The organism is Mesorhizobium sp. M7A.F.Ca.US.011.01.1.1, assembly GCF_003998295.1.
Lineage (GTDB): Bacteria > Pseudomonadota > Alphaproteobacteria > Rhizobiales > Rhizobiaceae > Mesorhizobium.
This window is the reverse complement of sequence record NZ_RZRT01000002.1, coordinates 324,606-345,765: the sequence shown is the minus strand read 5'-3', so window position 1 is coordinate 345,765 and position 21,160 is coordinate 324,606. Positions and strand designations below refer to the sequence as shown.

Below are 21,160 nucleotides of genomic sequence, written 5' to 3'. Positions count from 1 at the left end.
TTGCGGGGGGCCATCGACAAAGGTCGCATGGCTCAAAAGAAGATTACATTTGGCGGCGTCGACATCCTGCGCTTTCTCGCCGCCGTCATGGTCATGGTCTACCACTATGGCTTCTGGGTGTGGGCGTATCCGGACGGTGTTTCGGCGCGCGCGACGGGCGGCGTTCCCCCGCAGCCGGCAATAGGCGCCTGGGTCGAATCCGGCTGGGTCGGCGTCCAGATCTTCTTCGTCATCAGCGGTTTCGTCATCGCCTTCAGCGCCGAAAGGTCGACACCCCTACAGTTTTTCGAAGCAAGGGTGAAACGGCTGGCGCCGGCGGTTTGGATCTGCGCACCGGTCACGGCGGTGGTGCTGCTGCTTGTCGGCCTCAGTTGGCCGACCGATGCCGTTATCAGGCTCCTACGCACCGGCCTGTTCGTTCCGTACGCGCCTTGGGTGGACAGCGTCTACTGGACGCTGGGCATCGAGATCGCCTTCTATGCTATCGTCTGGATCTTACTCAGCCTTGGCCGCTTCCATCTGATGGAGATTGTGGCCGTTGCCATCGGCTTGGTCAGCACGCTGTTCTGGTGCCTCTACTACCCGCTCGGCTGGGCCGATCTTGCCGAAACACGCACACTCGACCTGCTGCTGGTGCATCACGGCGTTTTCTTCGCCACCGGCGTCATGCTGTGGCTGATGCGCTTCAAGGCGGTGACAGGCGCCCGACTTGCCTTCTGCGCCCTGTTCCTGGCCGGTAGTGTGCTGCAGATCGCCAGTTCGGTCGACGTTCATATCCTGAAGGTCGGGCGGGATATGCCGTTCGCGCCGCCGATCCTCATCTTCCTCATCGGCATCGCGCTGATGGCATGGTCGCTGCGGCTCGACCTTTCCTGGAGCGGCTGGCGCCGGATCGGGCTGATGACCTATCCGCTCTACCTGCTGCACGATGTCGTCGGCGCGGCCCTGCTCGGCATCCTGGTCCGCGCCGGTCTGCCACATCTGTTCTCGATGGCGGTCGTCGGCGCGACGATGATCGCGGCAAGCTGGCTGGTGGCGATCGAGGCCGAACCACGCATCCGGCTGCTGCTCGACCACACCGTGTTCCGTTATCGGCTCAAGGCAGCCTGACGACGATCCGGCATTACCGGCCGGACGGCCGACGTAAAGCATGTCGCGCCTGAGCGGATTCAGGCCCGCTTCAGGCCTTTGTTTCCACAGATCGTTCTTCCAAAACCGAGCTCATTTTTGGGCGACATGCATTGGCGGTCCCGACCCGGCGCGGCTGCATTTTCCACGATTGCGGAATTCTCCGTTTCGGGCATGATATCAGGCGCTTATGCCTTCCGCATGAGAGTTCGCCTCGAGACGCCCCGCACGTGACCCTGTTCCAGCGAAAACCCCGCATCGCGGCGCGTCCGCGCCTCGATATCGACATGCAGAATGCCGTTGTCTACGCGATCGGCGACGTGCATGGCTGCTACAAGGAACTCCGCGCCCTGGAGCAGAACATCCTGCTCGATTCGCTGCGCTTCCAGAGCCGCAAGATCATTGTCATGCTTGGCGACTACATCGACCGGGGGCTCCAGTCGGCGCGGGTGCTCGATCACCTCCTGGCGCCGGCGCCGAAAGGGTTTCAGCGCATTTGTCTTGCGGGCAACCACGAAGTGGCCATGCTGAACTATCTCGACGGACATTTGTCGCGCGAGCCCTGGCTGGCGACGGGCGGCCTGCAAACCCTGTTTTCCTACGGCATTGATCCGGCGCGCCTCACCAGCCTCTACGGGAGCAGCGCGCAGATCGACAGGCGCATAAGGGAGATCATTCCAGAGGATCACGTCAGCTTCCTGCGCGGGCTGCCGATCATGGTCCGTTCGCGGAAGTTCGTGTTTGTCCACGCCGGCATCAGGCCCGGCGTCGACCTTGCGGCGCAAACCGACCACGACCTAATTACCATCCGTTCGGACTTCTTCGAGGCAACACACCTGCTCGACCGCTGGGTGGTGCACGGGCATACGCCGGTGGATGTCCCGAAGCTCGAAGGGCGCCGGCTCGGCATCGACACAGCCGCCTTCCAGAGCGGACGCCTGACCGCAGTCAGGATCGCCGACAAGCAAGGCAGGCTGATCTTCTCCTGACGCATCGATGTTCAGGTGTGCTGACCTGAAGATCGATAGACCTCAAAGTGGCCCCACGCGCGCAATGACCGATGTCAGACCGGCGCCTTGCCGCGCACTTCCGACTTTTCCAGATAGTAGCTCGAATATTTATCGAAGAACTTTTCCGAGCCACCGAACGATCCGTATTTGGCCAGTTTCTTCAAATCGACCTTGTTCAGCACCGCGCCGACGATCTTGTTGGCGACATAGGGTTCGGATTCCAGCATCGACCTGACCATCGCGCGAGGCGTGCGCCCCCACTCGGTGACCAGGACAAACCCGTCGACCAAGGGGGCGAAGGCCTTGGCGTCGACCACCGGTCCGAGCGGCGGCAGATCGACGACGATGTATTCGAACGTCTCCTTGGCGTTCTCGATGAAGCGCCGCATGCCGGCCGAGGAGAGAAGTTCGCTGGTATGCGAGAAGTGACCGCGCAGCACCGCCGGGATGATCGCCAGCTTCGTCTGCCTGTCGATTTTGCCGACAGACTGCCAAGTCTGGCCGCTGACAACCGCTTCCATCAAGCCCTGTTCGGCTTCCATGCCAAGGCCCCGGCTGAGGCCGGGATTGCGCAAGTCGCCGTCGATCAGCAGCGTCTTGGCGCCATTGGCGGCAAGCAAGCCCGCGAGATTTGCCGCGACCGTCGACTTGCCCTCGCCGGGAAGCACCGAGATGATGCCGATGACGCGGCTGCCTTGGCCTTCCATCACGACGTCGAAGGCGATCTTGGCGCTGCGCAGCGTTTCGGAGAACATCGAGGCTGGAGAATCGATGCTGACCCGCATGCGCGCCCGCCTTTCGGCCGCCGACAGCGATTGGGTGGTCTTGGCGTCTACCTGGGTCTCACCCGGCTTTTCTTCCTTGCCGAGCTTGCCGCCGATCGTCGGCAGATAGCCGAGGAATTTCAGGTTGACGCGGTCGCGCACGTCCTCGCCGGTCCTGAAGAAGCGTTCGTTGAACTCGTTCAGCCCACCAAAGCCGGCGCCCATCAGCAGGCCAAGCACCAGCGAAAGTCCGAGCACGACGATGGTGCGCGGGCTTGACGCGGCAAACGGCATCGAGGCGTCCGAGATGATGCGGATTTTGCCGACCGGGAAGGATTGCTGCTGCGCGGCTTCCTCGTAACGACCCAGGAATGTCTGATAGAGCGTGGTGAGCGCCGTCGCCTGCTGATCGAGTTCACGCAGCTTGACTTGCGTCTGGTTGTCGACGGAACTCTTGCCTTGCGCGGCCGCGACGTTGGCCCTGAGCGCGGTCTCGCGTGCCTGCGCCACCTCATATTCGTTGCGATAGCTTTCGGTCAGCTGCTTCAGCTCGCCGAAAATCTGCGTCGATATGTCGGCCTTCTCCTTGGAGAGAGCCACCGCCTGCGGGTGCTCGGGGCCGAAATTCGCCTCGACGTCCTGCAGCCGCTTGGCCACTGTGAGGTAGCGGGTCTTGAGCGCCGATATGACCGAACTGCTTGGCTGGTCGCTCGAGATGGCGGCATCCTTGAAGGCGTTTTCGGAGCCGCTGTCGACAATGGCCTTGTACTGCTGGTAGCGGGCGCTGGCGCGCGCGGTGTCGGCCTGCGCCACGATAAGCTGGGCGTTGAGGTCGGAAAGCTGCTTGTCACTCATCAGCTGGCCATCGCTGTTGGCGGCCAGCCCATGTTCGGCCCTGAATTTCTCAACCGCGAGCGAAGCTGCCTGCGAACTCTGGCGCAACTCCGTCAACCGGCCCTGCAGCCAGACCGCAGCCCGCTCGGTGGCATCGAAGCTCGCATCGAGCTGATCGGCGAGATAGGCATCGGCATAGGCCTTGGTGATGGCGTTTGCCAAGGCCGGATCCGTCGCCTGATAGCCGAGCGCGATGACGTAGCTTCGGCCGACGCGTTCCGCCCGGATCTCGTTCTGCAGCTTGAGGATAGCGTAGTCGCGGCGCGACGTGGCGATCAGCGCATCGCGGGCGGCGGGGTCGAGCTTGCTGAAGTCGGCACCACCCGGAAGGGAAGGGCTTGGGCGGACATACTGGATCACGCTGCGGATGAGGCCTATGCCTTGGGCAAGCGCCGACTGGGGCGGATTCATGAACGTGTCGTTCTGGTCGAGCTTCAGCTTGTCGACGACCACGGCGGCAAGCCGCGTCGAGGTCAGGATCTCGATCTGGCTCAGGATGGCGGAATCGGTCTGCATGGTTGTCGACGCCGCCGAGATATCGTCGACAATCTTGTTCAAGCCTTCGTCGATCAGCACGCTGGCGACCGACTGATATTTGGGCGGCGTTGTCTGCAAATAGAACAGGCCCAGGAAGAGACCGATGACGGCACACACGGCAACCACCTTGGCCTGCCGTGCGGCCATGCCAAGCAGCCGCTCGATATCGATGAAGTCTTCGCCGTCTCCTGCGTCCGAATTCGGCAATGGCATCCTCTTGTCGAGAGGAAAATTGGCATAATTCATCTTCGGTCCAATTCTAGAGCCGGTCCATCGCAATGGGCTCTATCTCACTGTTTCAACATGATCTTTTCCGGAAACCGGGACCCACTTTCCGGGGATCATGCCTTGGCTTGCAGGCGCCTCGAAGATCGGGAGCATCGCCAGAAGCGAAGCAAGCGTCGTGCCAGACGGCGAGAACCTGCCGGCCCCTCTTCGCCGGCCATCTGACCATGCTCCCGAAAGATGGGCATTATGCGGCTTCTTCCTGGCGTTCATGCGACCGGACGAACTCCTGAAGCATCTCGAAAACCGGACCCTTCATGTCGTCGCGCGCCAGCGCGAAGGCGATGTTGGCCTGGATGAACCCTTCCTTGGAGCCGCAGTCGAACATGCGGCCGAGGAAAGGCTGGGCGAAGAACGGCTGATCCTTCGACAGACGAACCATGGCGTCCGTCAACTGGATCTCGTTGCCGGCGCCGCGCTGCTGATTGCCCAGAAGAGCGAAAATCTCGGGCTGCAGGATGTAGCGGCCGTTGATGTAGAAGTTCGACGGCGCATTGGCCGGCGCCGGCTTCTCGACCATTGCCGTCACCTCGAAACCGCCGCCGATCTCGGCGCCACGGCCAACGATGCCGTATTTGTTGGTCTCGCTCGGTTCGCAACGCTCGACGGCGATCACGTTGCCGCCCGTGCGCTCATAAAGCTCGACGGTTTCGGCGAGGCATCCGCGCCCGCCGAAGGACACCATGTCCGGCAGCAGCAAGGCAAAGGGCTCGTTGCCGATAACCTCGCGCGCGCACCAGACGGCATGGCCGAGGCCTTGCGGCGATTGCTGGCGGATGAAGCTGGTGGCACCGGCCACGGGCAGCATGCTTTCGAGCGCCTCCAGCTGGGTCTTCTTGCCGGTCTGCTCCAGGGTGCCGATCAATTCCGGATGCAGGTCGAAATAGTCCTCGATCACCGCCTTGTTGCGACCGGTCACGAAGACGATGTGCTCGATGCCCGCTTCGAAGGCCTCGTCCACCGCATATTGCACGACAGGCCTGTCGACGACGGGAAGCATTTCCTTCGGCATCGACTTGGTCGCCGGCAGGAACCGTGTTCCAAGCCCCGCCACCGGTATCACGGCCTTCCTGATTTTCTTCATCGCAAATTCCTTCTGAGGAGATCGACTTCAGTCCATTCACAGGCCACGAAAAATCCCTCCATGTGCCTGCATCTTCACCTCCCCGCCCCAACGGCAAATTGTGCCGCCATTCTTCGCAACCGCACGGCGATCGGCATGCCCATATGCCTGACCGCCGCCGGGTCGCTGAGCGCTGTCCGGATCGCCTTGAGCGGGGACCGCGCCTTGATGTGCTGTACCAGTGACAGAAACGATGCCGCCTTGCGCAGGCTGCGGCCGCGCCGGGCGAACGCGGTCTGCGCGGCCTCATCCATCCGATGGGTTTGAGCGAACACGGCATCCGCCCTGCGCATCGCTTCGACGTGGTGAAGCTCGAGCACGCGCGAAATGGAGCCGCTGCGAATATGGTAGACATAGCCGATATCGGGCTCGACGACGCATTTGCCGCCCTTGGCCAGGGCTTCGGCAAACAGGACGTAGTCTTCGCCGATCCTCAGCTTTTCGTCGTAGCGAAGCCGGTTTTCGTTCAGGAACGCGCGCTGGAAGATCGGCTTGAGATAGCCGAGGTTGAACTTGGATTCGAAGACGACGTTGCCGGCGATGTAGGTGGCCAGCGAAATCTCGCGCAAGCCTTCCAGATACTGCCGCGGAAACATCGCGTCCTCGATGACGCCATCTTCGCGAACAACCTGCAGATTGTCGACGGCGATCTGGGCATCCGCGCTTTCGGCACGAGCGATCATGGCCGCGAGCCGGCCGGGAAAGACCGCGTCGTCGGAATCGAGAACCGCGATCCATCTGCCTCGGGCGGCGTCGAGGCCGGCATTCCTGGCGCCGCCGGGGCCGCGGTTGCTGGCCAGGGCGACCACACGGACGATATCCCCTGGATAGGCCCGCGCCACGTTGAGCGTCGCATCGCGCGACTTGTCGTCGACGACAATGATTTCGACGCTGACGCCCTTCTGGGCGATGGCGCTGGCAATCGCCCGATCAAGGGTCGCCTCGGCGTTGTAGGCGGCAATGACGAAGGAAACATCGGGGACAGAGCTGACGTCAGGCTGCACGTTTGCCTCCCTCCTGTGGCGACGGCTGGCCATAGAGGCGGATTTCGCGGATGCCGACGAGGCCGCTGACGACACCAACATGCATAATGCCGCGCAGCACGCTGCGGTTCCTGCGGACCGGACTGACGACAACCGGAAGTGCCGAGGCGAAGCAATAGATGGCCTTTGCCGAGGCCAGGCCGACCTGCTTGACCAGGCCGATGCCGCTGGCGCTGCTGCCCAGGAGATGGCCATGCGTCTGGCCGACGCGGAAGCGGCGGCGGCCGAGCCAGTCGAATGCCGCCCTTGAGCGCGGCACCACCTCGTCGACCCACGCCTCGGGCGCGAACGCGATGCGGCCGCCCGCCTTGTGCATCTGGTCGAAGAATTCCGTGTCCTCGCCGCCGGTCTGGCCACGCGCCAGGCTGAAGCGGCGGCCGCGCAAGCTGTCCGAGCCCATCCGCAGCAGAACATTGCAGGTGTAGCCGGTGCGGATTTCGCCGCGCACCCAGACGGGCAAAGTCGAATGGAAATCGCCGCGCCGCATCCAGTCCGGCGCATCTGGGCGATAGCGAGCCCTGACCGGGCCGAGCACGACGGCGACACCGCTTTGCTGCGCCATCGCGACCAATTCGGCGAGCCATTGAGGCGTGGCCGTCTCGTCGTCATCGATGAAGGCGACGAAATCCGCTGTGCTCGCATCGAGGCAGGCATTGCGGGCGATCGAGATGTTGCGCGCCGGGGCATGCCGATAGTGGATCGGCACCGTCAATTCCCGCGACAGCGCCGCCACCAGGTCACGGGCCGTCGGGGTGTCGTCATTGTCGGCGACGATAATGCGGATATCGAATCCCGCCGGCATCTCCATGGCGTCGAGCGAGCGCAGCGTGTCAGCCAGCTCCGGCCGGCGGAACGTGCAGACGCCGATGTCGATGCTGCGGTTCTTTGTCGACACCGCCATCAGGCCACTCCGCGTCGCGAACCGAGGCCGAGAAGCTGCAGCCAAAAGCCAACCGACCAGCCAAGATGCATGACCATGGCCGAGACACCGGCCAGCGCAACGTCAGCCTTGCGCTGGCGGATAGCCGTCACCAGTCCGTAGCCCAGGCACACCGACGCCCACAGCAGCAGCGGCACCGCCGCCAGCCAGTGCACGAAGGAGAAGGCCGCCAGCAGCACCACCGGAAACACCAGCAGCGGCACCATCTGCCTCACCTTCGGGATGACGCGGTGCTTCAGCACATTCTTGGCACGGCCGCGACCGTAGCCGAGATACTGGAAATAGAGGCCTGAGAGCGAGGCGCGCGGATAGTAGACCATCTGCGTCTTGCCGCTCATCCAGATCTTGTAGCCGGCCTTGCGCAGGCGATAATCGAGCTCAGCGTCCTCGTTGTGGCTGAACGTTTCGTCGTAGCCGCCGACGGCGCCGAACGCCGATATCCGCATCAGCGCATGATGGCCGTGATCGATCCACTGTCCCTGCGAAAGATGCCTATGCTTCGAGCCGCCGGTGCCGAGCTTGGAGTTCTGCGCCGCGGCGGCCGCCTTCTGCACGGCACCGCTGCCGCTGGTCAGCATCGAAACGACAACCGAATCCGCTGATGTAGCCAGGGCTTCCTCGACCAGCCGGTCGCAATAATCGTCGGGATAACCGCCATGCGCATCGATGCGGATGAGATAGTCGGCACCATCGCCGAAGGTACCGACGGCGAGATTGATCGCCGCGCTCTGGATGCGCCGCTTGTTGTGGAGCAGGATAACCCGCGGGTCCTTGGCAATCACGTCCTCGACGATGGAAAGCGTGCCGTCGGTGCTGCCGCCATCGGCGACGATGATCCGGGCGCCAAGCCGGGCGGCCGCGGGCCGCAATTGATCGAGCAGCGCACCGATATGGGCGGCTTCGTTCAGGCACGGAATAACGATCAGGTTGGATGAGGGTCTTTCGGTTTGCGTCATCAACCCCTGTCCATCTTGCCTCTGTCCATCCCCGGCCATCCTATGCCAATGCCTCGGCGGCAAAGGAGCCGGGCACGGCCGTCAGGCTGCGCAGCCGCTCGACAAGCGCCCGGCAATCGCTGCGATCGTAGCTCCAGGTCCTCGGATTGCGAGCCAGAACGCGCTCCTTCAGCCTGGCGAAGCGATGCTCTTCCATCTTGCCGAGCACGGCTTCGAGCGCTTCGGGCGACGCCTGCGGCAACAGCACGCCGATATCCTGCTGTTTAAGGAACCGCCCGGTCTCGGTGTTGCCCATCGAGATCGGCACCGCTCCGAAACGGCAGCCTTCGTAGAGCCGGTTGGGCAGAAGCCATTCGGAGTTCTGCCCCGCTTCGAAGAAATCGATCGCCCAGGAAAAATGGACATCATTGTAGATCGCCGCCATGTCTTCCGGATTGCGGTAGGGCCCGAGAAACGACAGCCACGGCTCGGCTTCGACAAAGCCGTGAAAGTCAGGGAATTCCGACAAAGCCGGACGTCCGCGCAGCACGATTTCAAAGCGGCCCTCCATGCGGCGGGAGAAATCGGCCAGCAGCTCGAGCGAGCGGCGGCAGCGCAGCGCACCGAACCAGCCGATCCGCCATGGCGGACCGACCGGGCTCTCCTCAGCCTCCGGAGCGCCGGGCAAGATCGTCGCGGCCTCGAAATATTTGTTTTCGACCAGCTCGATGGGTGCTGCGACCTGGCCGAACGGCTTGAAATAATTGGCTATAAAGGCAGGAGAACTGGTCACCAGCAGCTTCACATCCCTGGCCAGAAAGCGTTCGGTGGCGCGCAGCGCCTTGCCCAGGACATCGTTGCGCAGCACAAGCCGATGAATGTCGAGGCACTCGTATACGATCGGAACCGATGCACCGAAGGCTGACCTGGCGCGGCGGGCAAGCGCCAGCATTTCCAGGTTGCGCGCGATGATGAGATCCGGTTTTGGCATGCCGCCAAGCTTCGAGCCTATCGAAACGGCTGCTTTGGCGACGGCCGCGAGGCGTTGGCCGAATCGCCCGTCACGCGTCGCGCCGAGGTCGATCGGCCGCAGTCCCTCGATATCCGCAATCGGATTCGCGGTGCGACGGAAGCCGGCCAAAGTGACCTGGGCCCCACCTGCCCTGAGCATCGTGATCCGCCGGCGCACCGCCGGGTCGGAAACGTCGTGCACAAGGTACAAGACATGCAGCATAAAAACTCGACCGCTGTTGGCCCACCCGAGGGAATGCTAGTACAGCTCTTGCTGCATCGCAACATTTTTGCTGCACGCATCGACGTTTTCTGTTGCACTGCAAAATTATTGCCGTAGTTTGTGGTCGGCGGCGGTCGTGGATTTCGGGCTCGGAAATCCACGTAAAAAATCAGGAATCCTGAATTTGGAAGCCAATGCATTCGATCCGCCAGAAGGCTCCTTGCGCAAATCGGTTGGGCGCGGCGCGGTTGTCACGGCCATGGCGCAATCGGTGCGGGTCGCGACACAGATCCTGTCCGTCATCGTGCTGTCGCGGTTATTGTCGCCACAGGATTTCGGTGTCGTGGCGATGTGCGCCCCGGTGCTTGCCTTTATCGCCCTGTTCCAGGATTTCGGCCTGACCCAGGCGACGATCCAGAAGTCAGGCATCCGGCATGAGGAGGTGAACTACCTCTTCTGGATCAATGTCGCGGTCAGCGCGATCCTGGCTTGCGTGCTTGCGGGTGCGGCGCCGCTGGTTGCTGCCTTCTACGGCGAGCCGCGCGTGACGGGCCTGGTGGCTGCGTTCGGGCTGCAGATCATGGCCTATGGGCTGGGCGCCCAGCATCTGGCGCTCTTGACACGCCGCATGCAGTTCGGCCGGCTGGCCGTCATCGACGTCGTCAGCGCCATTGCCGGGCTTGCGGTGTCGATCGCCTGGACCTTCATCGATCGCTCCTATTGGGCCCTGTTTGCCGGCACGCTGACCGGTGCCGTGTTGCCGACGCTCTGCTACTGGGCGAGCTCGCGCTGGCGTCCGGGCCTGCCACGCAAGGTCGCCGGCATCAGCGAATTGATCAATTTCGGCGCCGGCATCACCGGCTTCAACTTCGCCAATTTCTTTGCCCGCAACCTCGACAATGTGCTGATCGGCAAATATTGGGGCGAGGCGCAACTCGGCCTCTATGACCGCGCCTACAAGCTGCTTCTGTTTCCGCTGAGCCAGATTACCAACCCCTTGTCGAAGGTGATGGTTCCGGCGCTTTCCAGGCTTAAGGACGAGCCGGATCGCTACCGCAGCGCCTATCTGCGCGTCATGCCGCTGATCCTGCTGGTGGCGCTTCCCGGCGTCGCCTTCGCCACCGCGATGTCGGATGTGCTGATCCCCTTCGTGCTCGGCGAGCAATGGCGCGCAAGCGCCTCGATTTTCCTGGCGCTCGGCTTTGCCGGGCTGCTGCAGCCGCTCAACAATCCGGCCGGGTGGCTTTTCGTCAGCCAGGGCCGCTCCGGCGATTTCATGCGCTGGGGCATCATAACGGCCGTGACGTCGGTGCTGGCTTTCATGCTCGGCCTGCCCTATGGCGCGCTGGGCGTGGCGATCGCCTATGCGATCAGCGAATATCTGCGGACGCCGTTCCTGTGGCTTTATGTCGGCAAGAGCGGGCCGCTGCAGGCGCACCATGTGCTTCGCGCGGCAACACCGTTCGTGCTTGGCGCCCATCTGGCGCTGGCCGCGATCTGGTTCATCAAGCCCCTGCTGCCCCAGCAGCATGTCGTCGCCCTGGCCAGCGGCGCCGTGCTCGCCTACCTCATCACCGTCGTCATCGCACTGGCATTCGCCTCCGGCCGCGAAGCCTTGCGCGAGGCCCTCAAGATGCTGCCGGCAAGGCTGCCTGCGGCGGCGGCGCGCGAAGCGCAATAATTTGGGCGTCTTCGACTGCTACGGACATCTCCTCCAGGACCAGGTCTGAACCATGCACTACCGATCGATCTCCGATATGAACGACGCCATCGTCAGGGGCCTGCACCGGCTGCCGCGCGATATCGACCTCGTGGTCGGTGTGCCGAGAAGCGGCGTTTTGGCAGCGACGCTGGTCAGCCTTGCCGCGAACATCCCGATGACCGATCTCGACAGCTTCCTGGCAGGTCGGATCTATACGTCTGGCGTCACCAAGCGCCGTGCCGCTCTCGACCGCAAGGTTTCCGAGATGCGCAAGGTGCTGGTGATCGACGACAGCGTCGCCGGCGGCAACGCCATGCGCGACGCACGCGCCCGCATCCAGGCTGCGGGCATCGAGGCGGAGTTCACCTTTGCCGCCGTGTTCGGCCTTGAGCCCCAGCACCAGGAAACCGACCTCGTCTTCGAAGTCGTGCCGCATCCGCGCATGTTCCAGTGGAATTTCATGCATCATAAATTCCTGGCGCAATGCTGCGTCGACATTGACGGCGTGCTGTGCCTCGATCCGACAGAGGCGGAAAACGACGACGGCCCGGCCTATGAGAAATTCCTCTGCGAAGCGCGGCCGCTCCATGTCGCGACCCACAGGATCGGCTGGCTGGTCACCAGCCGGCTGGAGAAATACCGCGCGCTCACCGAGGCATGGCTCGCCAAGCATGAGATCAAATACGACCAGTTGATCATGCTCGATCTGCCGAGCAAGGCGGAACGGCAACGGCTCGGCGCGCATGGCAGTTTCAAGGCCGACTTCTACCGCAAGTCCGATGCCATCCTGTTCATCGAGAGCGAGCACGAACAGGCGCTGAGGATCACCGAGCTGTCAGGCAAGCCGGTGCTGTGCGTGGAAACGCATATGGTCAGCTTTCCCAACACGCTGTCGCTGCCGGCACTTGGTCAGGCGGCCAGGAACCTGCCGGCAAGGCTGCGGCAGATCAAGTCGCAAGAGGGCCGCAAGAGCGCCGCCAAGACCATTGCCCGCGCGCTGCTCGGCGCCCGCGGCTACGAGACGCTGAAAAGCCGGGTCAAGCGCCCGGCCTGACCTGCTCAGGCGGCGCCGTCAGGCCGCCTGCCGCGCGCGCTGCTGCATGGCCCTGTCCAGTATCGAGAAGAAGGTGATGAACTGGCGATCGGGATCGAGTTCCGGGCGTCCGGCGAAGCTGCGAGCGAGGCTGGAAAGCCGGTCATATTCCTGGTTGTCGTTCCACAGCCGCCTGACGGCCGCGACCCAATCGGCAAGTGGAGCATCGTAATCCAGCACCACGCCACCGGAGCCGACAGCCTCGGGCAGACCGCCGCGCCGCGAACCGACAACCGGGATTCCGCTGCAATGGGCCTCCGAAGCGACGCGGCCCCACGCCTCTTCCCACTTGCTGGGAGCAAGCAGGATCTTCGTGCGGCCATAGACCGTCTTCATGTCGCTGGTGCGGCTCTCCAGGACGACATTGCCCAAGGGAGCGATCGTCTGTTCGATCCGCGCCCGGTGATCGTCGTCGAGCTTCCAGCTTTCGACGAACAGGAAGGGAATTTCGCGGCAGGCGCCGGCAATGCGCACCGCGAGTTCAAACCCCTTTTCCTCATAAGGGTTGATCAGCGTGACGAACTGGCCCGTCGTCGGCGTCGAGTAGTGCGCCGGGTTGATGGTTGGCGGGATCACCACCGCCTCGATGCCGAACTCCTGTCTGTAGGTACGCGCGGTGAAGTCCGAATTGGCGATGTAAAGCGCTGAATGCAATTCGCGCAGATCGCCGCCCAGTTCATGGAACTCGACATTGCGGAGATAAACGACCAGAGGCACGCCCTCCGCCTGCAGCGCCTTGCCGATCGGAACCGATTTGTGACATTGGACCACGGCGACATCGGGCTTCAGCCTGTCGACGGCATAGCCCGCCGCTTCCCAGGGAAACCAGGCCCGCACCACCGGATAGCCGGGATAGCTGTCGACAACCGCCGGCTGCCGCAACAGCTTCATCTTGGCGCGCGCCTTGAAGCCGAAGACACCATCACCGAACAGGGCGGCGAGCACAGCGGCTTCATGACCGTGCTCGATCAGCTGTTCGGCCAGATGATGCGTGCTCGACTGAACGCCGCCGCTGAACTCAGGCGGGTAGCCGTTGCCGCCTGCAAAGAGAACTTTCATGATCGGGCTCCTTGTCGCATCTCGTATTCCTTGCTCGGAGACAACAGGCAAAGTCCGCCGCCTCTCTTTTCGACGTCAGGCAAGTTTCGGCGGCTCCAGATTGGCGAAGGGATTGGTACAGGATTGCCAGCCGGTAAATCGGATCGGGTCGTTGGGCGAACTGCGCCAGGCGTAGTCCGTCAGCATATGGAATTCGGCGACGACCCAGCGGTCGAAATGCAGCAGATCTTCCCGCTTCCGCTGGGGCAGCAAGCGGCGCGCGGCCCCCAGTTTGAGCTCCTCCACCAAGGTGACGGCGTCACTCAGTTTTTCGCTCGGAAAATTCCATGGATTCCTGTCGCGGAACGCCAGCACGAACTGCTGCAGATGCTCGATGCGGATGTTCAACTTGCCAAGGTATTTTTCCAGCGTGACGCGCACCAGATCCTCGTCCGAGAACGAGGAAACGGCGGCGTAGGCGACCCCTGTCGAAACCACTCCGCCAGCCATGACGGCCAGGGCCGAGCGTCTGGAAATCTCGATCATCCCGTACCTCCTTTCACGCGATCCGGCTCGCCGCCCGCAAGGACAGCGCTGCCGCGGTCAGGCTCGGGTTGGCGCAGGAGCAGCTCGGATAGGTGCTCGTGCCGACGACGACCAGATTTCTGAGCTGGTGGTGGATCATACCGCTGTCGACCACAGAATCGGCCGGGCCGGTGCCCATCCTCAGCGTGCCCTGGACGTGCGATTCGGTCGGCCGGATGCCGCGGTCGAAGAGCTTTTCGACCGGCAGCGGCGCCAGAAGGTCAGGCAATTTCTCCAGAGCGCGCGCCATGCCCTTCACTGCGTAGTCCGATGGCGCCTTGAAGCTGACGAAGGCATTGTCATCCGCGGCAAGCGTGACGTAGTTCTCGGGGTCGAGCAGGTTCTCGGTGACCACGACAAGCGGCAGCGCCTGGCGTAACCGCCCCTTTTCGGCACGCATCCCATGCTGCCACCGGTTCTCGAAATAGACCAATGCCGCCGCATGCTCCGACCGGTGAGGACCATCATAGAGGCCGAAATTCAGGCCGGTGGTGATGGTGCTGCCGTCGAAATTGTCGACGCCGTCTAGATAGACCTCGAAATTCCAGCCGTAGGATTCATGCAGGCCGCTGCCGACGAATTCGCCGCCCAGGCCGGATCGCAGCATGATCGCCGCGCTCTGGATGGCATTGGCGCCGAGAATGAAGAGATCGCCGCTGACCTGGTATTCCTTGCCGTCATGGTTGAACGTGACCGAACGGACAGCGCCGCCGACGTGATCGAGCCAGCGCACTTCCGCCCCGAGGCAGACCGAGACGTCGGGATGCTCGAAGACGTGCATCAAGCCGTTGTTGACGGTGAATTTGGCGTCGACCGGGCACAGCCAGCAACGCAGATTGGCACAGCACGAGGTGCGTTGCGATGTCGGCAGCCGCGCCCGCGCGGTCGGCATGACGAAGTGCTGGCCGGGCTGCGCCGCCTTCATCATCCTGTCCGGTGTCGACATGCGATGCGGCGGTTGCGGAAACGGCTTCGAGCGGGGCAGCATCGCCGCCATGTCGGGGTCGCCGGAGATCGACATGATGTCTTCCGCGTCGCAGTAGAACGGCTCGACGTCGTCATAGCTGATCGGCCAGTCATTGCCGATGCCGTAGGTGCTTTTCAGCCGGAAATCATTGGGATGAAATCTTGGCGTCTGCGCGAACCAGCAGTTCGTCCCGCCACCCAGTCCGATCGTGTAGTTCCACGGCTTGTTGGAATTGGTCTTGTAGGTCGTCTCGTCTTCGATGTCGGTGTTGACGTTCTGCTCGAGCTGCCATTCATGGGTGTTGTGGCGTCCCCACTCCAGCACCAGAATGCGCGCCTTTCGGCGCTTGGCGAACTCATGCAGGAAGAAGGCCGAACCGAAGCCGGAGCCGATCGCAACGAGATCGAAATGGTCCTTGGTGATTTGCTCCGGCTTTACGTCCAGCACCATCGGCTACAACTCCACACAGAAATACGCGCTCAGTCCCAGCGCCCGCAGGCCATGTGCGGACCGGTCTTGCATCCGTCTGCCAGGACCTGGTCTCATGCCGCCATTCTGCCGATCGAGTGATATTCGATGCCGTGGCGGGCGATGACCTTGGGGTCATAGAGGTTGCGGCCGTCGAAAATGACCGGCGTGGTCAGCGCATCCTTCACCGCGTCGAAGGACGGCGCACGGAAGCTCTTCCATTCTGTGGCGATCAGCAGCGCATCGGCGCCGCGCAGCGCCGCCTCCTTGGTGCCGCACAGAAGCAGGTCGTCGCGCAGCCCGTAGATGGACTGGCATTCCTGCATCGCCTCGGGATCATAGGCCTGCACATTGGCGCCGGCCTTCCAGAGCGCTTCCATCAGGACGCGCGCCGGCGCCTCACGCATGTCGTCGGTGTTGGGCTTGAAGGCCAGGCCCCAGAGCGCAAAGGTCCTGCCTTTGAGGTTGCCCTTGAAATAGCGGTCGACCTTGTCGAAAAGAACCGATTTCTGTGCGTTGTTGCGCTCCTCCACGGCGCGCAGCAGCTTGGCATCGAACTTGACGCCTTCGGCGGTCTTGATCAGCGCCCGTACGTCCTTGGGGAAGCACGAGCCGCCATAGCCCAGGCCCGGATAGATGAAATGGTAGCCGATGCGCGGATCGCTGCCGATGCCCTTGCGGACCTCCTCGATGTCGGCGCCCAGTTGTTCGGCCAAATTGGCCATCTCGTTCATAAAGCTGATCTTGGTCGCCAGCATGCAGTTGGCGGCATATTTGGTGAATTCGGCGCTGCGCACGTCCATCACGATCATCTTCTCGTGGTTGCGGTTGAACGGCGCGTAGAGTTCGCGCATCACAGCCTCGGTATCCTCGCTGTCGGTGCCGACGATGATGCGGTCCGGCTTCATGCAGTCGGCGACCGCGGAACCTTCCTTGAGGAATTCCGGATTCGAAGCGACATCGAAAGCCAGGTCCTCGCGGCCTCTTTTTTTCAACGTGTCGGCGATCCTGGCCTTCACCTTTTCGCAGGTGCCGACCGGCACCGTCGACTTGCCGACGACGATCTTGGGTTTGTCCATTTCGCGGCCGATGGTCTCTGCGACGGCCAGCACATATTTGAGGTCGGCCGAGCCGTCCTCGCCCGGCGGCGTGCCGACCGCGATCATCTGGATCTCGCCATGCCTTACCGCGGCGGCGGCATCGGTGGTGAACTTGATGCGGCCGGCAGCATGGTTTTCCTTAACGAGGTTTTCCAAACCGGGTTCGAAAATGGGAACCAGGCCCTGGTTGAGCCGCTCGACCTTGGCGGCGTCGATGTCGACGCACACCACCTGGTGCCCGACTTCGGCAAGGACCGCAGCCTGCACGAGGCCGACATAGCCAATTCCAAACACCGTCAAATTCATTCGGTTTCATTCCCATGCAAGGCAGCGGACCGTTTTCGGTCCCGCCGGTTCAAATCGACTTTCCCAACTACTTTACACTGCATGCCAGCGATTCCGGAAATTGACAGGGTTCGCCGAGCGCCGTGAAGGCAACCCGCTCGATCTGCAGGGAAAGCTTGCGGCCCGGATCCGCGAACGCTCCCATCCAACCCTTCATCGTATCGCTGCCCCAAAAACTGAAGAATATCTTTTGTGCATGGCTGGGCAGCTTCGCCGGGTCGGTAATCGTGTTCACCAGTTGGCCGTTGACGTACCAGCGCAAGCTGTCCTTCTGCCAGACGAAGGCGTAGTCGTTGAAGGCGTTCTCCGTGCCGCCCGGCACGTCGACGAGCTTCTCGTTCTTGCCCTTGCCCGCGATATAGGCATTGACCTGCACCTTGGAGGTGTCCTTGGTCAGGACCTCGAAGTCGATCTCGTCCCAGGGCTGCTTGTCGCTGGGACCGATATAGGTGAAGAACGCCGCGTTGAGGCCAGAGCCGGTATCGGTCTTCAGCCGTGCCTCATAGGTGCCGTAGCCGAAGCGCTGCTTGGTCTGGATCTCGCCGCAGACGTAGTCGCGATCCTTCAACGTCTGCTTTTCGAAGCCGAGCGACAGCACATTATTCGACAGTCCGACCATGCCTTTCGACCAGGTGCAATTCTGATGGCTGCCGTTGTTCCAGCCGTCGGAAACATACCAGCGCGCACGATCGAAGCTTTTGAAATCATCGACGAAGGACGGCGATGTCGGAATGTCCTGGGCGTAGGAAGGGGTTGCCACGAAAGCGCCAAGAGCAGCCAGCAGCAACGCACCGAGCGACCCCAGCCGCCGCCGGGCGGCTTGCCCGGCCCGATATGAGAGAGACGGTGCGTCAATTGCTGTCGTAGGTTTCGGATTCGAATTCATACCAAACTCACCTTTGCGCTGTGTGTCCCCAACCCAAAGTCGACGTTCGAACCGCTCCTGAACGGGCCAACCTTGACCTCCCTTGTGACCCTCTCGATTGCTTCCCGCCCTGCATCAAATCTGTTGCAACAGTTCCGAGCCTTCACGTTCAACCTCTGCCTGCGCCTGCCGGCCAGGCGAATTCCGCCGAGGTGGCCGAATCGGCATTCTCGTCGAAGACCATATCCAGCGAATGACGGAGCTCTTTCATCATGCCGTCCTGGCGCGACAGCGCCGCGATGCGGCGTTCGCAATTCAGGATCGACTGTGTCAGTGCGCTGACTTCCGAAGACCGCTTGTCGGAAGCTGAGCCGTTTTCCATGGCTTCGACCAGGAAGGCGGCGTTGGTCGACGTTGTCCGGTAGCGATTCTCAAGCCCGGTTCTCTCGGCCTCGATCTCGGCCGCAATCTGCTCGAACAGCTTTGCCAGACGATCAAGACGTGAAACATCGGCCTGCCGGTCGCGGGCCGGATCCCTTGATCTGAAACCGAATATCGAGGCCATGGACTCAGGTTCCTGTCATCGCCGGCTTGTGGGCCGGGCTTCTGGCCGATCCCCGCAGCCGGGGCTCAAAAACTCGTGTTGCGTTGTCCTGCTCTGGAGAGACATCAGACCAATCCGATCGGGGGCCAGTTCGGCTGGTCGTCCACTATGCTGCACCGCAACATAGACTGCCATCGTCGGAGCCGCGAGGCAACCACCCAATTCGTAAACTCATAAATCCGGCCGAAATGGTTTCCGTGATGACGTGCCGCGAGCGGACAAATGGCAAGCACCGGGGTCCGCTCTCAGCGTTCCTTGCCCATGCTGGTTCCGGCCATCAGAAAACGCCGCGGCGGGACATGTTTTTGGCTGGACATAAGGCCGACGCGACGAAACAGCGCCTCAAGCTTGTCGGAAGCCACGCCTTGGACGATGGGGACGAGGTTGGACAGGCTGGCGAAAGCGTAAGCCGCGGCCGATGCCAGCCCCCGCTCAGCCTTGACGTCAAGGAAATTGCGCAGCCGATATTTGTCGCGCACGTGCCGTTCATGCCGCCGCAGCACCGCCTTCGAGCCTTCCGGCAGACTGTCCATCGCCAGCAGCGCCAGATCCGCATCGGCCAAACGCTTCAGGTCCTGGGTCTTGTGGCGGCCGCTCAGAGAATCGGCGCGGACGACGGCGCCGTAGCCGCAGGAGCGAATGACCTTGAACCGCGCCCCGCATGCGACCGCGCGGGCGTAGAGTTCATAGTCCTCGCCCAGCCGCAAGCTCTCGTCGTAGCTCAACCCGTGGCGGTCGAGGAAGGCACGGCTGATCACCGGCTTCAAAAAGCCCAGTTCGCCCCTCTGCACGCGGCGCCTGGAGATGTTGCCTTCGACGAAGCGCTCGAAATCGAGGAATTCCGGATCGGCGGCAAATTGCGGCGCGACGATTTTCGTCGCGTCGCCCGTCGCATCATCCCTGATCAGCATGATGTTGTCGGCTGCGAAATCCCAATCGGCGCCGGCAAACAGGTTGCGAAACCGGCCTTCGAGGAAGAAATCGTCGGCATCAAGAATGCTGATGAACGGCGATTTCGAGCCGGCGATGGCTGCGTTGCGGGCAAAGGAGGGGCCGCGATTGACATCGAGGCGCATCACGGAGAGCCGCCCGCTGCCATCATCGGCGGATCGTGCGACATCGGCGGTGTGGTCGGTGGAGGCATCATCGACAACGACGACCTCCGCCACTTCCGGTTCGCGCAACGCGGATGCGATGGCGACGGCGATTGTCGCTGCGGCGTTTTTTGCCGCGATGATCACGCAGACCTCGGATTTCGTCATCGACATGGATTTGCCTCTCGTACAGGTAATATCGACTTGCCCTCGCCCCGTACTCCTTCGATGCCCTACAGAATTGCCATCAGCACCCAATTTGCCTTCATTCAGCGCCTCCCCGGCCGCTCGAAGATGCGGCGGCTGATATCGGCGGACGCCGCCCAGCCGGCTTCGGCCAGGTAGCGGACCGGCGCGCGGCCGCACAGTTCCCAAAGCACCGTTCGCCGCTGTGGCCACCGCAGCGACGGCAGCCACGGCGCGATGACCATGCTGAGCAGATCCTCGTTGCCGATGCGCGACAGGATCCTGGTCGCGCGCTGCGACAGCAGCGTGCCAGCACCGCCGAGTAGCACATCGGCGGCGCGCAGGCCAAGCAGCAGCGTGTCGTCCAAACCTTGCACGGTTGCGGCATCGAGCAAACGCTGCTGATCCGCCTCGTCGAGCCGGCCGGCGCTGGCGCCGATATCACAGACGTAGCCCGCGCAGGGTTCCCGGTTGAAAAGTGCCTTGGCAACGCTGATGCAGGACAAAAGCAAAGTATCGGCAACCGAGGTGAACGGCACCGTCGCGCCGGCGATTTCGACCTGTCGTTTGCGCCGCAGGAACCCGTCCGCGTCGCGCGGGCTTGGCGAGCCGGGCTGCTGGAGGCGGTAGTGGAGATCTACCGTGGACGACCTCGGCCCGTCGTCCCGGGTCATGTGCTGTTCGCCGAGGAAGCGGACCCACCAGACGGAGTTCGACTTGCCTGATACCTCATAACCGATCTTGCGAAGGGCATCACGCGCCCTGAAAAATCCGAGCGGCGAAACCAGAATGTCGACATCGCCGGACGGCTTCATGAAGTGGTCGTCGTAGAGAAGCTGCTGCTGGAACGGACCCTTCAGAAAAACAAAATCGATCTCGCTGGCGCGCAGCACATCATGGACCGCCATGGAATCCATGATGCAGGACGCGTTCATCGAAACCGTTCTCCTGCGGTAGGTGTCGAGCCATCGGAAAAGCTCAGGCGGCCTCTCAAGCGCGGGTGCGCGCGAAAGGGCCTTGAGGACAAAGGTGGCGACCTTGTTCAGCCTGGCGATGTCGGCAATTTTGGCACCGTCCAGATCACGCATCGAAATGTCGCCCGCGCCGGCGTGCGGCCCGGCAAAATACAATCGCAGGCAGGCCTGCACGTAGGCCACCTCGTCGGCACAGCCGGCGGCGCGCAATCGTTCGTATGAGCCGTCAGGCAAGGCCATTTAGCG

Annotated in this window: 18 protein-coding genes; 4 read left to right on the top strand and 14 right to left on the bottom strand. The window is 62.6% G+C overall.

Features of this window, described 5'->3' with window-relative positions; all coding sequences use genetic code 11:
• The first annotated feature begins 27 nt into the window (after positions 1–27).
• On the top strand, positions 28–1,110 hold the full coding sequence (locus EOA13_RS04170) for an acyltransferase (protein WP_127289908.1): 1,083 nt from the start codon (positions 28–30) through the stop codon (positions 1,108–1,110).
• A gap of 248 nt (positions 1,111–1,358) precedes the next feature.
• Positions 1,359–2,117: a metallophosphoesterase family protein gene (locus EOA13_RS04165; protein WP_127289906.1), complete on the top strand. Its 759-nt coding sequence runs from the start codon at positions 1,359–1,361 to the stop codon at positions 2,115–2,117.
• A 74-nt stretch (positions 2,118–2,191) separates the two neighbouring features.
• Here the strand turns inward: EOA13_RS04165 and EOA13_RS04160 are convergent, their stop codons facing one another.
• From EOA13_RS04160 to EOA13_RS04135, 6 genes are all read right to left on the bottom strand, one after another.
• Positions 2,192–4,579 carry a polysaccharide biosynthesis tyrosine autokinase gene (locus EOA13_RS04160; RefSeq protein WP_127289904.1) on the bottom strand — a complete coding sequence of 796 codons (2,388 nt, stop codon included), beginning with the start codon at positions 4,577–4,579 and terminating at the stop codon, positions 2,192–2,194.
• Between the two features lie 226 nt (positions 4,580–4,805).
• Positions 4,806–5,702, bottom strand: a complete 897-nt coding sequence (locus tag EOA13_RS04155; RefSeq protein ID WP_013528099.1) for a UTP--glucose-1-phosphate uridylyltransferase — start codon at positions 5,700–5,702, stop codon at positions 4,806–4,808.
• A 74-nt stretch (positions 5,703–5,776) separates the two neighbouring features.
• Positions 5,777–6,745, bottom strand: a complete 969-nt coding sequence (locus tag EOA13_RS04150; RefSeq protein ID WP_127289902.1) for a glycosyltransferase family 2 protein — start codon at positions 6,743–6,745, stop codon at positions 5,777–5,779.
• Positions 6,735–7,685 (bottom strand): glycosyltransferase family 2 protein, encoded by a 951-nt coding sequence (locus EOA13_RS04145; protein WP_127289900.1) that lies wholly within the window; start codon positions 7,683–7,685, stop codon positions 6,735–6,737. Before EOA13_RS04145 ends, EOA13_RS04150 begins: the two co-directional genes overlap by 11 nt.
• Positions 7,685–8,680, bottom strand: coding sequence for a glycosyltransferase family 2 protein (locus EOA13_RS04140; protein ID WP_127289898.1), 996 nt, complete (start codon positions 8,678–8,680; stop codon positions 7,685–7,687). Before EOA13_RS04140 ends, EOA13_RS04145 begins: the two co-directional genes overlap by 1 nt.
• Before the next feature lie 40 nt (positions 8,681–8,720).
• Positions 8,721–9,893, bottom strand: a complete 1,173-nt coding sequence (locus EOA13_RS04135) for a glycosyltransferase (RefSeq protein WP_127289896.1) — start codon at positions 9,891–9,893, stop codon at positions 8,721–8,723.
• Between the two features lie 184 nt (positions 9,894–10,077).
• Between EOA13_RS04135 and EOA13_RS04130 the strand changes: the two genes are divergently transcribed.
• The gene (locus EOA13_RS04130; protein ID WP_127289894.1) at positions 10,078–11,574 is read left to right on the top strand and encodes a lipopolysaccharide biosynthesis protein; all 1,497 of its coding nucleotides are present in this window, start codon (positions 10,078–10,080) and stop codon (positions 11,572–11,574) included.
• Positions 11,575–11,626: 52 nt separating this feature from the next.
• Positions 11,627–12,649, top strand: a complete 1,023-nt coding sequence (locus tag EOA13_RS04125) for a phosphoribosyltransferase family protein (protein WP_127289892.1) — start codon at positions 11,627–11,629, stop codon at positions 12,647–12,649.
• 18 nt (positions 12,650–12,667) lie between these two features.
• On the opposite strand, the gene EOA13_RS04120 is transcribed toward EOA13_RS04125, so the two are convergent.
• The 8 genes from EOA13_RS04120 to EOA13_RS04085 form a co-directional block, all read right to left on the bottom strand.
• Positions 12,668–13,747: a glycosyltransferase gene (locus EOA13_RS04120; protein WP_023811595.1), complete on the bottom strand. Its 1,080-nt coding sequence runs from the start codon at positions 13,745–13,747 to the stop codon at positions 12,668–12,670.
• 75 nt (positions 13,748–13,822) lie between these two features.
• Positions 13,823–14,272 (bottom strand): hypothetical protein, encoded by a 450-nt coding sequence (locus EOA13_RS04115; RefSeq protein WP_023811594.1) that lies wholly within the window; start codon positions 14,270–14,272, stop codon positions 13,823–13,825.
• 13 nt (positions 14,273–14,285) lie between these two features.
• Entirely contained in the window at positions 14,286–15,728 is a 1,443-nt protein-coding gene (locus EOA13_RS04110) for a GMC family oxidoreductase (protein ID WP_127289890.1), read from the bottom strand.
• A gap of 92 nt (positions 15,729–15,820) precedes the next feature.
• Entirely contained in the window at positions 15,821–17,152 is a 1,332-nt protein-coding gene (locus EOA13_RS04105) for a UDP-glucose/GDP-mannose dehydrogenase family protein (RefSeq protein ID WP_127289888.1), read from the bottom strand.
• 67 nt (positions 17,153–17,219) lie between these two features.
• Positions 17,220–18,077: a family 16 glycosylhydrolase gene (locus EOA13_RS04100; RefSeq protein ID WP_127289886.1), complete on the bottom strand. Its 858-nt coding sequence runs from the start codon at positions 18,075–18,077 to the stop codon at positions 17,220–17,222.
• Positions 18,078–18,225: 148 nt separating this feature from the next.
• On the bottom strand, positions 18,226–18,621 hold the full coding sequence (locus tag EOA13_RS04095; protein ID WP_023811590.1) for a hypothetical protein: 396 nt from the start codon (positions 18,619–18,621) through the stop codon (positions 18,226–18,228).
• Between the two features lie 284 nt (positions 18,622–18,905).
• Positions 18,906–19,928 (bottom strand): glycosyltransferase, encoded by a 1,023-nt coding sequence (locus EOA13_RS04090; protein WP_127289884.1) that lies wholly within the window; start codon positions 19,926–19,928, stop codon positions 18,906–18,908.
• A 95-nt stretch (positions 19,929–20,023) separates the two neighbouring features.
• The gene (locus EOA13_RS04085; RefSeq protein ID WP_127289882.1) at positions 20,024–21,154 is read right to left on the bottom strand and encodes a nucleotidyltransferase family protein; all 1,131 of its coding nucleotides are present in this window, start codon (positions 21,152–21,154) and stop codon (positions 20,024–20,026) included.
• Positions 21,155–21,160 lie beyond the last annotated feature (6 nt).

Bases quoted from the DNA above. Each gene is read 5' to 3' on its own strand.
- EOA13_RS04135 (WP_127289896.1), bottom strand. From the start codon at position 9,893: ATGCTGCATGTCTTGTACCTTGTGCACGACGTTTCCGACCCGGCGGTG.
- EOA13_RS04095 (WP_023811590.1), bottom strand. From the start codon at position 18,621: ATGGCCTCGATATTCGGTTTCAGATCAAGGGATCCGGCCCGCGACCGG.
- EOA13_RS04110 (WP_127289890.1), bottom strand. From the start codon at position 15,728: ATGGTGCTGGACGTAAAGCCGGAGCAAATCACCAAGGACCATTTCGAT.
- EOA13_RS04155 (WP_013528099.1), bottom strand. From the start codon at position 5,702: ATGAAGAAAATCAGGAAGGCCGTGATACCGGTGGCGGGGCTTGGAACA.
- EOA13_RS04120 (WP_023811595.1), bottom strand. From the start codon at position 13,747: ATGAAAGTTCTCTTTGCAGGCGGCAACGGCTACCCGCCTGAGTTCAGC.
- EOA13_RS04170 (WP_127289908.1), top strand. From the start codon at position 28: ATGGCTCAAAAGAAGATTACATTTGGCGGCGTCGACATCCTGCGCTTT.
- EOA13_RS04115 (WP_023811594.1), bottom strand. From the start codon at position 14,272: ATGATCGAGATTTCCAGACGCTCGGCCCTGGCCGTCATGGCTGGCGGA.
- EOA13_RS04105 (WP_127289888.1), bottom strand. From the start codon at position 17,152: ATGAATTTGACGGTGTTTGGAATTGGCTATGTCGGCCTCGTGCAGGCT.
- EOA13_RS04125 (WP_127289892.1), top strand. From the start codon at position 11,627: ATGCACTACCGATCGATCTCCGATATGAACGACGCCATCGTCAGGGGC.
- EOA13_RS04160 (WP_127289904.1), bottom strand. From the start codon at position 4,579: ATGAATTATGCCAATTTTCCTCTCGACAAGAGGATGCCATTGCCGAAT.
- EOA13_RS04085 (WP_127289882.1), bottom strand. From the start codon at position 21,154: ATGGCCTTGCCTGACGGCTCATACGAACGATTGCGCGCCGCCGGCTGT.
- EOA13_RS04100 (WP_127289886.1), bottom strand. From the start codon at position 18,077: ATGAATTCGAATCCGAAACCTACGACAGCAATTGACGCACCGTCTCTC.
- EOA13_RS04140 (WP_127289898.1), bottom strand. From the start codon at position 8,680: ATGACGCAAACCGAAAGACCCTCATCCAACCTGATCGTTATTCCGTGC.
- EOA13_RS04090 (WP_127289884.1), bottom strand. From the start codon at position 19,928: ATGTCGATGACGAAATCCGAGGTCTGCGTGATCATCGCGGCAAAAAAC.
- EOA13_RS04145 (WP_127289900.1), bottom strand. From the start codon at position 7,685: ATGGCGGTGTCGACAAAGAACCGCAGCATCGACATCGGCGTCTGCACG.